Below are 12964 nucleotides of genomic sequence, written 5' to 3'. Positions count from 1 at the left end.
CAGCCTCAAGATCAGGAGTCCGATGGCCACACCGCTGACGAGACCGCCCCGCATCGATCCGGACGCCGCGAACGCAGCGAACACCGCGCTTGCGCACGCGGCGCGCTCGACGAACGCGCTGCGCTTTCTCGCGACGCGCGCGGCGTGGGCGCTGTTCACGCTCTGGCTGCTGTCCGTGCTGGTGTTCGCGGGCGGCCAGTTGCTGCCCGGCGACATCGGCCGCGCCGTGCTCGGCCCGCTCGCCGACGCGCGCGCCGTCGCCGCGCTCAATCACGAACTCGGCGCCGACCGCCCGCTGCTCCAGCAATACGGCGCATGGATCGGCCATGCGCTGCGCGGCGACTTCGGCACCTCGTGGACCTACAGGCAAGCGGTCGCGCCCTTCGTCGGCGACGCGCTGCTGCAATCGGCGAAACTCGGCCTGCTCGCGTTCTTCGTGGTGGTGCCGCTCGGCATCGGCGGCGGCGTGTGGGCCGCGCTCAACGGCGGACGCTGGCTCGACCGCCTGATCAGCACGCTCGGGCTGTGCGCGAGCGCGGTGCCCGAATTCGTGTCGTCGATCGTGCTGATCCTGATCTTCGGCGTGTGGCTGCGCTGGCTGCCGATCGAAGCCGTCGCGCCGCCCGACGCGGGCGTGCTGCAGACGCTGCGCCATCTCGTGCTGCCGGTGCTGCCGCTCGTGCTCGTGTTCTTCGGCTACCTCGCGCGGATCGCGCGCGCGGGCATGCTCGACGCGCTCGACGCCGACTACACGCGCACCGCGATCCTCAAGGGCTTGCCGCGTCACACCGTGATCGTGCGCCACGTGCTGCGCAACGCGCTGCTGCCGAGCGTGACGGTGGCGGCCACGCAGCTCGGCTATCTGATCGGCGGACTCGTGGTGGTGGAGTCGCTGTTCCGCTATCCGGGCATCGGCTCGCTGATCTACAACGCCGCGAAAGCGAAGGACTTTCCGCTGCTCGAAGCGGGCGTGCTCGCGGTCGGCCTCGTCTATACGCTCGCGAATCTGCTCGCCGACGGTTTGCACGTGCTGCTCGATCCGCGTCTGCGCGCGAAGGGAGGCGCATGAATCGCCCGGCCTCCGACACCCTCGACGCGAACGCGCGCGAGCAAACACCGCCGGCGTCTTCGCGCGCCGCCGCCGTCGTACGTCTGCTGCTGCGCTCGCCCGCGTTCGTGATCGGCGCGCTGATCCTGCTTGCGTGGATCGTCTGCGCGCTCGCGGGCCAGTGGTTCGCGCCCTACGACGCCTACGCGTCCGACCCGCTCAGCTCGCTGATGCCGCCCGATCACGCGCACTGGTGCGGCACCGATCAACTGGGCCGCGATATCTGCTCGCGCGTGATCGTGGGCGCGCGCGACATCCTCACCATCGCGCCGCTCGCCACGCTCACCGGCACGCTCGCGGGCGCGGCGCTCGGGCTCGTCACCGGCTACTTCGAAGGCTGGATCGGCACGCTCGTCTCGCGCGCGCTCGACGCCGTGCTCGCGCTGCCGCTCGTGATCGTCGCGCTGCTCGTGCTCGCGGCCGTGGGTGCGTCCAATCTCGCGGTCGTGCTGGTGATCGGCGTGACCTTCGCGCCGCTGATCGCGCGCACCGTGCGCGCCGCCGTGCTCGCCGAGCGCCATCTCGACTACGTGGCGGCCGCCCGTTTGCGCGGCGACCGCGCGCCCTTCGTGATGTTCGCGGAGATCCTGCCGAACGTCTGGCCGCCGATCGTCGTGGAAGCGACCGTGCGGCTCGGCTATGCGATCTTCGCGGTGGCGACGCTGTCGTTTCTCGGCTTCGGCATCCAGCCGCCGTCGGCCGACTGGGGGCTCGCGCTCGCCGAATCCTACGCGCTGCTCGCAGGCGGCGCGTGGTGGACCGTGGCGTTCGACGCCGCCGCGATCGGCTCGCTGGTGGTCGCCGTGAACCTGATCGCGGACAGCCTGCGCGAGGTGCTCGAATCGTGAACCGGCCGGTTTATCCTCCCAATGCGCCGCTACATACGCCGCTAAATGCGCAGTCAAATGCGCCACCCGCACCCGCTCCCGCGCGCGCAACCGGCGCCGCACGCGGCCCCGCACTCGCCACGTTCACCGCGCCGCGCGCGGACGACGCGCTCGCGCTCGTCGGTCTCACCGTCGCGTACCGCGTGCGCGGCAAGGACCGCGACGTGCTCACCGACGTCTCGCTGCGCATCAAGCGCGGCGAAGCCTATGGCCTCGTCGGCGAATCGGGCTGCGGCAAGTCGACGGTCGCGCTCGCGGCACTGCGCTATCTCGCGCACAACGGCCGCGTGAAGGCAGGACGCATCGCTATCGCCGGCGAGGACGTGCTCACGCTCGACCGCGAAGGTCTGCGCGCGTTGCGCGCGCACAAGGTGTCGATGGTCTATCAGGATCCGGCGAGCGCGCTCAATCCGTCGCTGACCATCGCGCGCCAGTTGAGCGAAGCCTTCGAGGCCGCCGACGATGACATCGACCGCGCTGAGGCGCTCGCGCGCTCGCGCGCCATGCTCGAACGCGTGCGCATCGCCGACCCGGCGCGCGTGATGGCGAGCTGGCCGCATCAGCTCTCGGGCGGCATGCAGCAGCGCGTGGTGATCGCGATGGCGCTCGCCTCGAATCCGTCGCTGCTGATTCTCGACGAACCCACCACGGGCCTCGACGCCACCGTCGAAGCCGAGGTGCTCGCGCTGGTCGCGCAACTGCGCGCGGAACTCGGCATGGCCGTGCTGCTGATCAGCCACGATCTGGGCGTGATCGGGCGCATGTGCGAGCGCGTGGGCGTGCTTTACGCCGGGCGTCTCGTCGAAGAAGGCGCGACGCGCGACGTGTTCGAGCACGCGCGCCATCCGTACACGGTCGGGCTGCTACGCTGCCTGCCCGCGCCGGGGCGCACCAAGCGGCACGGCGCGCTCGACACGATCGCGGGCGAGCTGCCCGCGCCGGGCACGGTCGCGCGCGGCTGCGTGTACGCGCCGCGCTGCCGCCTCGCCGATGCGCGCTGCCACGATCAGGCGCCGCCGCCGCATCGCGTGCAGGCCGCGCACGGCGAGCAGATGTCGCGCTGCCACTATCACGAGCGCGCGAACGAACTGCCCGAAGGCGACCCGGCGAATGCGGCAAGCGCGGAGGAAGCGGCGATCGTTGAAGAAGCCTCCGCAACGATGCCGGCGCAACCGCCTGAGATCGCGCCGATCATTGCTCAGACAAACGATCCATCGGAAGAAAGCCCTGAAAAACCGGCGCGCGAGGCCGAAGTCGTGCTGCGCGCAAGCGGCATCTCGCGCACGTTCGGCCGTGGCGCAGGCGCGCTGCGCGTGCTTCACGACGTCTCGCTCGAACTGCGCGCAGGCGAAACGCTCGGGCTCGTCGGCGAGTCGGGCAGCGGCAAGTCCACGCTCGCGAAGCTGCTGCTCGGACTGCACGCGCCCGATCCCGGCGGCAAGATCGAACTCGACGGCGCGCCGCTCGCGTCCGACGTCGCGCGACGCGATGCAAGTCAGCGGCGCGCGCTGCGCGTCGTGTTCCAGCATCCCGACGCCTCGCTGAACCGCGCGCTGCCGGTGCGCACGCTGGTCGGCCGGGCGCTCGCGCGCGCCGGGTCGCATGAGTCGCATGAGTCGCATGAGTCGCATGCGACCACGCAGGACGCCGCCGACGCGCGTATCGACACGCTGCTCGAAGCCGTGCGCGTGCCGCTGCGCTATCTCGCCGCCCGCGCGCGCCAGCTGTCGGGCGGCCTCAAACAGCGCGTGGCGATCGCGCAGGCCTTCGCGGGCGAGCCGCGCGTGGTGATCTGCGACGAACCCACCTCCGCGCTCGACGTCTCCGTGCAGGCCGCGATCCTCAACCTGCTCGCACGGCTGCAACGCGAACGCGGCGTGAGCTATCTGTTCATCTCGCACGATCTCGGCGTGGTGCGCTATCTCGCCGACCGCGTGATGGTGCTCTACGCGGGACGCGTGCTCGAAAGCGGCCCGGCCTCGGCCGTGTTCGACGGCCCGCGCCATCCGTACACGGAAACGCTGCTCGACGCGGCCGGCGGCACGCAGGGCGCCCGCCACGTAGACGAGGACAACGCGGATACGGTTGCGCGCGAATCGACCGTCACGCAGAGCGGTGGCCACGGCTGCCTGTTCAGCGCGCGTTGCCCGCGCAAGATCGGCGCGATCTGCGACGAGGCGGCCCCGCCCTTCGACGATATCGGCGAAGGCCATCGCATCCGCTGCCACATTCCCGCCGATCAGCTTCGCGATCTGCAACGCGTCGGCGCGCCGGAGCCAGGCCAGGCCTGATCGCCGCAGCCCGCCCGCCGCACGAGATCGTTGCGTCGCCCACGGTCCGATCCATGACGCGGACTGCCGCTTCCCTGCCCTTTCGCGTTTGATACGCAAACCGCGCGAACCGCGCCGCCGCGTTTCATCGCCGAAACGTTTTCAGCGATTTCGTCCCCGTATGCGCCACAGGGAAAACGTCAGGCCCAGACGGCGCGGCCTTCTGCGGACGATGGCACAGAACTCGCTATATCGAGACCAGGCATCCGGTCGCTTCTGCTCTTGCGACACGCCGCAGATCGCGGCGCGCCGTATCGGGCGAGCGAATGGGCAAACGAATCGCCGCACGCATGACACGCCTGTTATCCGCCGTCCCGCTCGCGGGCTCCGACAATCGGCAAGCAGTCCTGTGTAAATCGACGATTCATGCGCCCCGGACGTCGCGTGTACCGCACGCACCGGCGACACTGCATCGGCCACGAGCGCGATGCACGCCGCCGGCGCGAGGCGGCGTGGGAATGGCGGGGGTCGGCGCGCGCAGCGGTCGTCGAGACAGCATGCACAGCGGCGCGGCGTCAGACACAAAGGCACGAGGAGCGAAGCGCGAACGCGCTATCGCTTCCCGGGAGGAAATCATGAAAAACAGATTTTTTCATCAGTACTGCTATGGGTTCGGCCGCGGCCTCGCGGTGCTCGCCATCGGCGTAGTGGGCGTGAGCGCGCTTCTGCCGGCAGTCGGCGCACACGCGCAGGATAACAACGTGACCGCGCCGACGTGGGTCCTCGTCGCCGATGCGGCGCTGCCGGCAAGCGGCGGCGCGGTGACCGACTCGGGCATGCCCGCCGACGGCATGGCGCCCTTCGGCAACGGCGCGGCCGTCACGAGCGGCGGCAGCGCAGGCACCGGTAGCGCAGATACCAGCAGCAGCGCGGGCAACGCCGGCAGCGCCGCGCCCTCGCCGGGCGTGAGCCAGAGCGCCGATGCGATCGCCGCCGCCGACGCCGCAACGGTTTTCACGCCGAAGAACTGCTACGGCACCAACAGCATGAACGGCAACTGCGGCCAGGGCGGACGCGGCGGCGGCAACAGTTCGTCGGCATCCGCGAGTGCGGGTGGGGCGGGCGGGACGAGTTCGGGCAGCGCGGGCACCGGACGCGGCGGCAGCTCGGGCGTCGGCGGCGCGACCAGCGGGTCGAGCAACTCGGGCGGCGGCAAAGGCGGTGGCGGCAACAACGGTGGCGGTAACAACGGTGGCGGCAATAACGGCGGCGGTAACAACGGTGGCGGCAACAACGGTGGCGGCAACAACGGCGGCGGTAACAACGGCGGCGGCAATAACGGCGGCGGCTCCAGCGGCTGCGGTTGCGGCAGCGGCCACGGCGGGCCTTCGGGCGGCCATTCAGGCGGACCGTCGGGTGGACCGTCAGGTGGACCGTCAGGTGGCTTCGGCGGCGGCTTTGGCGGCGGGTTCGGCAAAGGCGGCTTCGGCGGAGGATTCGGAGGCGGATTCGGCAAGGGTGGATCGTCGGGCGGCCCGGGCGGCGGGTACGGCGGCGGCCACGGTGGCGGCCATGGCGGCGGAAGTCATTGAACTCGCACGGCGGTGCAGACGCGCTGCCACAGCCACCCCGAATTGGCGCGACGGCCGGTCGCGCCATTCCAGGCAGCAACGGCGGCGGTCTCCCGGTCCCCCGGCCGGGAGCCGCCGCCGGTGGCCGGAAGCCGTGCACAGCGCGTGTATTCTGGCGACCCGGCCGCGTTTCTCGTGAGCTGTGCCCCTGGACACATCAGCAGGGCACAGCGCCACCCCTCTCCTCCCGTTACAACATCTCCAGCGCGCGCTTGCCGCGCGGCGGCTTGAAGTAGGCATCGAGCGCCGCGAGATCGGTCTCGCCTAGCTTCAGGTCGAGCGCCGCGCGGTTCTCCCGCACATGCTCGATGCGCGCCGCCTTCGGAATCGCACACACGCCGCTCGCACGCAGCACCCAAGCCAGCGCAACCTGCCACACGGATACGCCATGCCCCGCCGCGATATCGTCGAGCGGCGAGCGCTTCGGCAGCCGCGCGTGATCGACCGGGCTGTACGCCATCACCGGCATGCCGCGCGCGAGACTCCACGGCAGCAGATCGAACTCCGGCCCGCGCCGCGCGACGTTGTAGAGAATCTGATTGGCCGCGCACGCCGCGCCGCCGGGCAGCGCGACCAGTTCCTCCATATCGTCGACGTCGAAATTACTCACGCCCCAGTGCCGGATCTTGCCCGCGCGCACGAGCGCCTCGAAGCCCTCGACGGTTTCCTCGAGCGGCACGCCGCCGCGCCAGTGCAGCAGATACAGGTCGATGCGATCGGTGCCGAGGCGCGCGAGACTCGCCTCGCAGGCGCGCTCCACGCCGCGCCGGCTCGCATTGTGCGGATACACCTTGCTGACGAGAAACACCTCGTCGCGCAGCCCGCGCAGCGCTTCGCCGACCAGTTCCTCGGTTGCGCCGTCGCCGTACATTTCGGCGGTGTCGATCAGCGTCATGCCGAGCGCGACGCCCTCGCGCAGCGCGGCGATCTCGTCGGCGCGACGCGACGCGCGCTCGCCCATTTCCCACGTGCCCTGGCCCAGCTTCGCGATGCGCTCGCCGCCGGGCAGCGCGATGCTGGCGATATCGGTGCTCATGTGTTTTCCCCTCGCGATGCCTTGCGTCCAACGCCAGGTTCAGCGCGACGTCCGGCAAAGCGCCCAGTGTATCGCCGCGTGTCGCGACGGGCATGCGCACGCGCGTAACTCCGGCATTACCGCGCGGCGCCGCCTATGTCATAAAATTGCCGTTCGCCTTTCATGCCTGCCTCCCATGAACGCTCCCACGGAAGACCGCTGGCGCGGCCTGCGCCCGGACCCGGACAACGACACGCCGCTGTATCTGCAGCTCGCGCGCAAGCTCAGCGACGCGATCCACGAGAATCGCTGGAACGCCGGCGAGGCGCTGCCGTCCGAGCGCGTGCTCGCCGACGCGCTCGGCGTCTCGCGCATCACCGCGCGCAAAGCCATCGCGCTGCTGGTCGAGCAAGGGTTGATCCGCCGCACGCAAGGCGCGGGCAGCTTCATCACGCCGCGCTACGAAGATCCGCTCTCGCGCCTCACGAGCTTCAGCGAAATGCTGCGCCAGCGCGGTTTCACGCCCAGTTCGCGCTGGCTCTCGCGCGAGATCCAGCCCGCGAGCCGCGACGAGGTGATCCAGCTCGGCCTGTCGCCCGCCGCCGCCGTCACGCGTCTGAAGCGTCTGCGTCTCGCGGACGGCATCGTCATGGCCGTCGAAAACTCCACGTTTCCCGCCGCACTGATTCCCGATCCGAACGCGATCGGCGACTCGCTCTACAGCTTTCTCGAACAGCGCGGACTGGCGATCGTGCGCGCGCTCCAGCATTTCCGCGCCGTGAACGCGAGCGACGAAATCGCGCAGCAGATGAGCATCACGCCCAACGAAGCGCTGCTGCTGATCACGCGCGTGGGCTACACCGCCGATCAGCGCGCCATCGAACTCACCGATACCTACTGCCGCAACGACTATTACGACTTCGTCGCGGAGTTGCGCAAGTAAGCGGCGTCTTGCCTGTTTCCTGGGCTCGCCGATGCCTGACGTTGAGCCGATTCACGAGGTCCAGCGCGGCGCATCGGTGCCGATCGGCACGCAGGGCCGCGCATAGAACGCAGGCGTGCGTTCGAGCCGTTCGGCGGGCGCCACGGCGCGCACGCGGCCGAACGGCGTAGCCATTTCTTCCATGCAGTCCGCCACGTCGGCCACGCTCACCTCGGGCGCGCGCTGGCCGTCGTCGAGCGTGCCCATCGTTTGCAGCCAGCGGCCCGTCTGCGCGAGCGAGACGCGCACGTGCCAGCTGCCGCCCTCTTTCGCGCGGCGCGCGAGCGCGGTCATCGCGGCAAACGCGGCGAGATAACCGGTGGCGTGATCGAGCGCCTGACACGGCAACGGACGCGGACTCGTGAACGGCGCGTGTTGCGACGATGAGGACGACGACGCCACGCTCTCGCTCCAGACGATGCCGCTCGCCGACTGCACGAGGCTGTCGAAGCCGCGCCGCTCGCGCCACGGACCGCGATGCGAATACGCGCAGATCGACACGCAGACGATCCCGGGCCGCTCACGCGCCAGCGCCTCGGGCGAGAAACCGTGCGCCGCGAGCGCGCCGGGACGATAACCCTGCACGAATACATCGGCCTCGCGCACCAGCGCATGCAGTTGCGCGCGCCCCGCTTCGTCGCGCAGATCGAGCGTGGCCGAACGCTTGCCGCGTCCGTTGTCGATCACGAGCGGCGCGATGTTAGGCAGATGCGGACCGTTGATCAGCAAGACGTCGGCGCCATGATGCGCGAGCGTGCGCCCCGCGACCGGCCCCGCGATGATGCGCGTGAGATCGAGCACGCGCAGGCCGTCGAGCGGACGCCCGCCCACGGTGCGCAACGCGTCGCGAGCATCGAGGTCCGCGTCGCCGATCCGCTCGATCTCGAACAGCGGCAAGCCCGCCACCGCGCGCGCCTGTTCGTGCGCGGCCCATTCGCGCGGCGTGCGCACGAGCGCGGCGCACAGCCCGGCTTCCGCCAGCGCCGCGTCGAGCGCCGCGCCGTCCCAGTCATTGCGGATCGCGCGCGCCACCTCGTCGCGCGACTCCCCGCAGCCGAGCACGCGCAGGATGCCGTGCAGGTGATGCGCGAAATTCGCGTGCAGCTGAATCCAGCGGCCATCGCGCGTTTCGAAGTAGCCGGTCACCGGATGGCGCAATTCGAACGGCGCGCCGCCATCGACGCTCAGATAGCGCTCGCTGCGAAACGCCGCGAGCGCGCGCCGCACGTCGATCGACACGCGCTGATCAGGCCCGCCGCGCAGCGCATGCAGACGCGCCGCCGCCAGCCCCGCCGCACCGATCGCGGCCGAAGCCAGCGTGCCGACGCGAAACACCGACGGCAAGCCCGGATCGTCGCCGTCGATATCGACGAGATCGAGCGCCGCGGCGGCCGCGCCGTCGTCGGGGTGAGCCAGCATCCAGAGATGATCGAGCGCGTCGCGGGGCGTCATGGCGGGAGTCCTTGTGCGGGAAATCGTTGACGGGAACGCTCCAAGGGTAAAAGCGCGCTGGCATGTCGATCAATCTTGATTATCATGATCAATATAGATCGATTTTTCCGGTTTCCCGACGCCCGCCACCATGTCCAGCTATATGACCGCGGCCGAAGCCGCCGCCGAACTCGGCATCAGCCGCGCCACGCTTTACGCCTATGTGAGCCGCGGGCTGCTCAGTTCCGCGCCCGCGACAGACGCAACCGCGCACGCCCCTCAAGCCGACAGCGCCAACGCAGCCGCCGCCAACGCACGCCGCTACGATGCCGCCGAAGTGCGCCGCCTCGCGCGCCGCAAGGCCGACGGCAAGCGCGCGGGCAAAGTCGCGCAGAAAGTGCTGGACTGGGGCGTGCCGGTGCTCGAATCGTCGATCACGCTGATCGCGGGCGGCCGGCTCTTCTATCGCGGCCAGGACGCCGTCGAACTGGCGCGCCACGCCTCGCTCGAAGAAGTCGCCGCGCTGCTGTGGGAATGCACGCCGCGCCGCGTGCTGGACGCGCCCGCCGCGCCCATCGCGGCGGCGCAATGGTCGGCGTGGCTCAAGCTCTGGAGCGGCCACTCGCCGCTCGAACGCGCGCTGGTGCTGCTGCCCGCCGCCGCCGCGCAGATGCCGCGCATCTGGGCGCAAGGCCGCGACGCGCAGCTCGACAATGCCGCCGTCCTCATGCGCCTGCTCGCGGCGGCGCTGATTTCGGCGGCGCCGTCGGGCGAGCCGCTGCATCGGCAGATCGCGCACGCGTGGGGCGTGCGCTCGCGCACCCAGGCCGATCTGCTGCGCGCGGCGCTGGTGCTCTGCGCCGATCACGAATTGAACGCCTCGACCTTCACGGTGCGCTGCATCACCTCGACCGGCACGCATCTGTTCGGCGCGGCGACGGGCGGGCTCGCGGCGCTCGCGGGGCCGCGCCACGGCGGCGAGACGGTGCGCGTCGCGGCGCTGTTCGAAGAAGCCGCGCACGCGGACGATCTGCATCGCTATCTGGCGCAGCGCCTCGCGCCCGACGAGCGCGGCGTCACGCCCGCGCTGTCCGGCTTCGGGCATCCGCTCTATCCGGATGGCGATCCGCGCGCGCGACTGCTGCTCGACTGGCTCGCGCAGCGCGCCCCGGCGCGTTCGCCGATGGCGGAAGTCGACCTGCTCGCGCAGGCGGTGATGGAAACCACGGGCGCGCGGCCCACGCTCGATTACGCGCTCGCGGCCATCGAACGCGTGTTGGCGCTGCCGCGCGGCGCGGCGTTCACGCTGTTCGCGGCCGGTCGCGTGACCGGTTGGATCGCGCACGCGCTCGAACAGAACGCCGATGGCCGCCTGATCCGGCCACGCGCGCGATATGTGGGCGAACACGTGCCCGCATGAGGCGGGACGCTGGCGTGCGTGTCATGTGCCCCGCCGCTTATTGCGCGGCGCGCGGGCTCCACGGCCAGCGAACCGAACGCGAGCGCAACGCCTGCGTCACATACGCCGCCAGCCCGCGCGCCTCGTCCGCACGCGCGACGCCTTCGGCGCGCCATTGCGGCGAGCGCGCAGCCGATGCGCCGCCCAGCGCCAGCACGAAACGCGCGCCGTCGCGCCCCGCGCTCAGCCACACGCGCGTGCCCGCCGCGAGCCGGATCGACTCGCCCGCGCGCAGCCAGTAATCGTCGGCGTCGCCGCCCATCGTGAGCCAGAGTTCGCCCTCGCTCACCTGCAGTTGCATCGCCTGCGCGAGCCGCCAGCTTTCAGCGGGCTCGCCGTGCTCCAGTTCGAAAATCCGGATTTCGCGCATTACCGTGCTCCTTGGGTGCGTTTTGTCGTCGGGCCTGGCTCGAATTCGCCAGATTGATGCCGTTTCCATCACACTGCGAAACGTCTTGAAGCCCCTGCCCGGTTGGAGCATTATTGCCCTCGGCATCTCGCCGACCCATGCACAGTTCCGAACAGTTCGTGCGGAACTGTGCAGTGAAAAAACCGGACACTTGCGCGCAGGCCGCCCATGAAACTCGAACTCGACCGCGCCAGCGACGTCCCGCTCACCGAGCAGATCGTCGCCGGCGTGCAAACGTGGATCCGCTCGCGTTCGGCGCATCCGGGCGCGCGCCTGCCGTCGATCCGCCAGCTCGCCGCCGACTACCGCATCAGCCGCTTTCCGGTGATCGAGGCCTACGACCGCCTCGTCTCGCTCGGTTATCTCGACTCGCGGCATGGTTCGGGCTTCTATGTGAGCGAGCACGCGCGGCTCGGGCTCGCGGGGCTCGGTTCCTGCGATCTCTCGAACGCCGCCGAGGAATCGGGCCATCTGCTCGCGCAACTGAATCTGCCGGGCGAGGCGCTCCAGCTCGACAGCGGCTCGGTGCCGCAAGCATGGCGCGACGTCGACGCCATCGGCCAGGCGATCCGCCACGTCTCGCGCACCGATCCGTCCAGTCTCGTCGACTACGGCTCGCCGCTCGGCGACGCCACGCTGCGCGAGCATCTGCGCAACCGCCTCGCGCCGCTCGGCATCGCCGCCGACACGCAGCAGATCCTCATCACCGAAGGCGCGAGCGAGGGTATCGACCTGCTGATGCGCTATCTGCTCAAGCCCGGCGACACCGTGTTCGTCGAAGATCCCGGCTACTACAACCTGTACGGACTGCTGAAACTGCACGGCGTACGGCTCGTCGGCATCACGCGCACGGCGAGCGGGCCCGATCTCGACCATCTGCACGCGATGCTCGCGCAGCACCGGCCGCGCGCGTTCTTCGTCAACACCGTGTTCCACAATCCGACCGGCACGACGATCTCGCCGCCCGTGGCGTTCCGGCTGCTGCAACTCGCGCGCGAGCACGGCTTCAGCATCGTCGAAGACGATATCTACGCCGATTTCCAGGCCGATCCCACCGACCGGCTCGCGGCGCTCGACCAGTTCGAGCGCGTGATTTATGTGGGCGGACTGTCGAAAACGCTGTCGTCCTCGCTGCGCGTGGGGTACGTGGTCGCGAACCCGGCCGTCGTGCGCGATCTCGCCTCGATCAAGGCGCTCACGAGCATCAGCGGTTCGCGCTTCACGCAGGCCGTGGCGGCCACGCTGCTCGAACGCGGCGCGTACCGCAAGTATCTGGAGCGCCTGCGCCGCCGGCTGGGCGAGACGCTCGGCGCGGCCACGCGCTCGCTCGAAGAACACGGCTGGGAGCTGTTCACCGCGCCGTCCGCCGCGCGCGCCGCTCGGACTGTGCAAGCCGTGCAGGCCACCGGCCTCGCGCACACGCAGACGGGCGGCAAGTTCCTGTGGTCGCGCGTGCCGCATATCGACGACTCGGCGCGGCTCGCGGCCTGCGCCGAAGCGTTCGGCGTGAGCGTGTCGGCGGGCAGCCATTTCCGCCCGCACGGCGAGCCGTGTCCGTGGCTGCGCATCAACGCGGCGTTCGCGCTCGATCCACGCGCGCAGGCGTTCTTCGCGGCGGCGGCCAGGCTCGACGCCTAAGCACGCAACCTCGCGGCGACCGCGCAGCACGCGACGAACGCGTCAGTCGCGCCAATCGCGGCAATCGCGCCGCCCCTACGCGCGCCGTCGCGCCGCCTTCTCTACAATGGCGGCTGCCAGACACCGCCAGCGCC

General features: G+C 70.4%; 10 protein-coding genes. 7 read left to right on the top strand and 3 right to left on the bottom strand.

Going from position 1 to position 12964, the window contains the following annotated elements; genetic code table 11:
* Positions 1 to 22: 22 nt before the first annotated feature.
* The 4 genes from SB764_RS11760 (at position 23) to SB764_RS11745 (ending at position 5857) form a co-directional block, all read left to right on the top strand.
* Positions 23 to 1069 (top strand): ABC transporter permease, encoded by a 1047-nt coding sequence (locus tag SB764_RS11760; RefSeq protein WP_410863620.1) that lies wholly within the window; start codon positions 23 to 25, stop codon positions 1067 to 1069.
* Positions 1066 to 1956, top strand: a complete 891-nt coding sequence (locus tag SB764_RS11755; protein WP_065065208.1) for an ABC transporter permease — start codon at positions 1066 to 1068, stop codon at positions 1954 to 1956. The genes SB764_RS11760 and SB764_RS11755 overlap by 4 nt, the downstream gene beginning before the upstream one ends.
* The gene (locus SB764_RS11750) at positions 1953 to 4286 is read left to right on the top strand and encodes a dipeptide ABC transporter ATP-binding protein (RefSeq protein ID WP_410863618.1); all 2334 of its coding nucleotides are present in this window, start codon (positions 1953 to 1955) and stop codon (positions 4284 to 4286) included. The genes SB764_RS11755 and SB764_RS11750 overlap by 4 nt, the downstream gene beginning before the upstream one ends.
* A 614-nt stretch (positions 4287 to 4900) precedes the next feature.
* On the top strand, positions 4901 to 5857 hold the full coding sequence (locus SB764_RS11745) for a hypothetical protein (protein WP_065065210.1): 957 nt from the start codon (positions 4901 to 4903) through the stop codon (positions 5855 to 5857).
* A gap of 229 nt (positions 5858 to 6086) precedes the next feature.
* Here the strand turns inward: SB764_RS11745 and SB764_RS11740 are convergent, their stop codons facing one another.
* Positions 6087 to 6932, bottom strand: coding sequence for an aldo/keto reductase (locus SB764_RS11740; RefSeq protein WP_065065211.1), 846 nt, complete (start codon positions 6930 to 6932; stop codon positions 6087 to 6089).
* 175 nt (positions 6933 to 7107) lie between these two features.
* On the opposite strand from SB764_RS11740, the gene SB764_RS11735 reads away from it, so the two are divergent.
* Complete coding sequence (locus SB764_RS11735) at positions 7108 to 7854, top strand: GntR family transcriptional regulator (RefSeq protein ID WP_410863615.1); 747 nt, start codon at positions 7108 to 7110, stop codon at positions 7852 to 7854.
* Between the two features lie 51 nt (positions 7855 to 7905).
* Here the strand turns inward: SB764_RS11735 and SB764_RS11730 are convergent, their stop codons facing one another.
* Positions 7906 to 9345: a CoA transferase gene (locus tag SB764_RS11730; protein WP_410863613.1), complete on the bottom strand. Its 1440-nt coding sequence runs from the start codon at positions 9343 to 9345 to the stop codon at positions 7906 to 7908.
* Between the two features lie 130 nt (positions 9346 to 9475).
* On the opposite strand from SB764_RS11730, the gene SB764_RS11725 reads away from it, so the two are divergent.
* Positions 9476 to 10744, top strand: a complete 1269-nt coding sequence (locus SB764_RS11725) for a citrate synthase family protein (RefSeq protein WP_065065214.1) — start codon at positions 9476 to 9478, stop codon at positions 10742 to 10744.
* A gap of 37 nt (positions 10745 to 10781) precedes the next feature.
* On the opposite strand, the gene SB764_RS11720 is transcribed toward SB764_RS11725, so the two are convergent.
* A complete protein-coding gene (locus tag SB764_RS11720) occupies positions 10782 to 11153 on the bottom strand; it encodes a DUF2917 domain-containing protein (protein WP_065065215.1) in 372 nt (123 codons plus the stop codon).
* Positions 11154 to 11360: 207 nt separating this feature from the next.
* Between SB764_RS11720 and SB764_RS11715 the strand changes: the two genes are divergently transcribed.
* Complete coding sequence (locus SB764_RS11715) at positions 11361 to 12830, top strand: PLP-dependent aminotransferase family protein (RefSeq protein WP_074986249.1); 1470 nt, start codon at positions 11361 to 11363, stop codon at positions 12828 to 12830.
* Positions 12831 to 12964: the final 134 nt, after the last annotated feature.

The organism is Paraburkholderia sp. SIMBA_027 (genome assembly GCF_046535315.1).
Taxonomy (GTDB): Bacteria; Pseudomonadota; Gammaproteobacteria; order Burkholderiales; family Burkholderiaceae; genus Paraburkholderia; species Paraburkholderia tropica.
The sequence above is the reverse complement of the archived record's forward strand: the minus strand, read 5'-3'. Positions and strand labels throughout refer to the sequence as shown.

Coding starts and splice junctions, on each gene's coding strand:
- SB764_RS11760 (WP_410863620.1), top strand. CDS start 23: ATGGCCACACCGCTGACGAGACCGCCCCGCATCGATCCGGACGCCGCG.
- SB764_RS11755 (WP_065065208.1), top strand. CDS start 1,066: ATGAATCGCCCGGCCTCCGACACCCTCGACGCGAACGCGCGCGAGCAA.
- SB764_RS11745 (WP_065065210.1), top strand. CDS start 4,901: ATGAAAAACAGATTTTTTCATCAGTACTGCTATGGGTTCGGCCGCGGC.
- SB764_RS11740 (WP_065065211.1), bottom strand. CDS start 6,932: ATGAGCACCGATATCGCCAGCATCGCGCTGCCCGGCGGCGAGCGCATC.
- SB764_RS11735 (WP_410863615.1), top strand. CDS start 7,108: ATGAACGCTCCCACGGAAGACCGCTGGCGCGGCCTGCGCCCGGACCCG.
- SB764_RS11730 (WP_410863613.1), bottom strand. CDS start 9,345: ATGACGCCCCGCGACGCGCTCGATCATCTCTGGATGCTGGCTCACCCC.
- SB764_RS11725 (WP_065065214.1), top strand. CDS start 9,476: ATGTCCAGCTATATGACCGCGGCCGAAGCCGCCGCCGAACTCGGCATC.
- SB764_RS11720 (WP_065065215.1), bottom strand. CDS start 11,153: ATGCGCGAAATCCGGATTTTCGAACTGGAGCACGGCGAGCCCGCTGAA.
- SB764_RS11715 (WP_074986249.1), top strand. CDS start 11,361: ATGAAACTCGAACTCGACCGCGCCAGCGACGTCCCGCTCACCGAGCAG.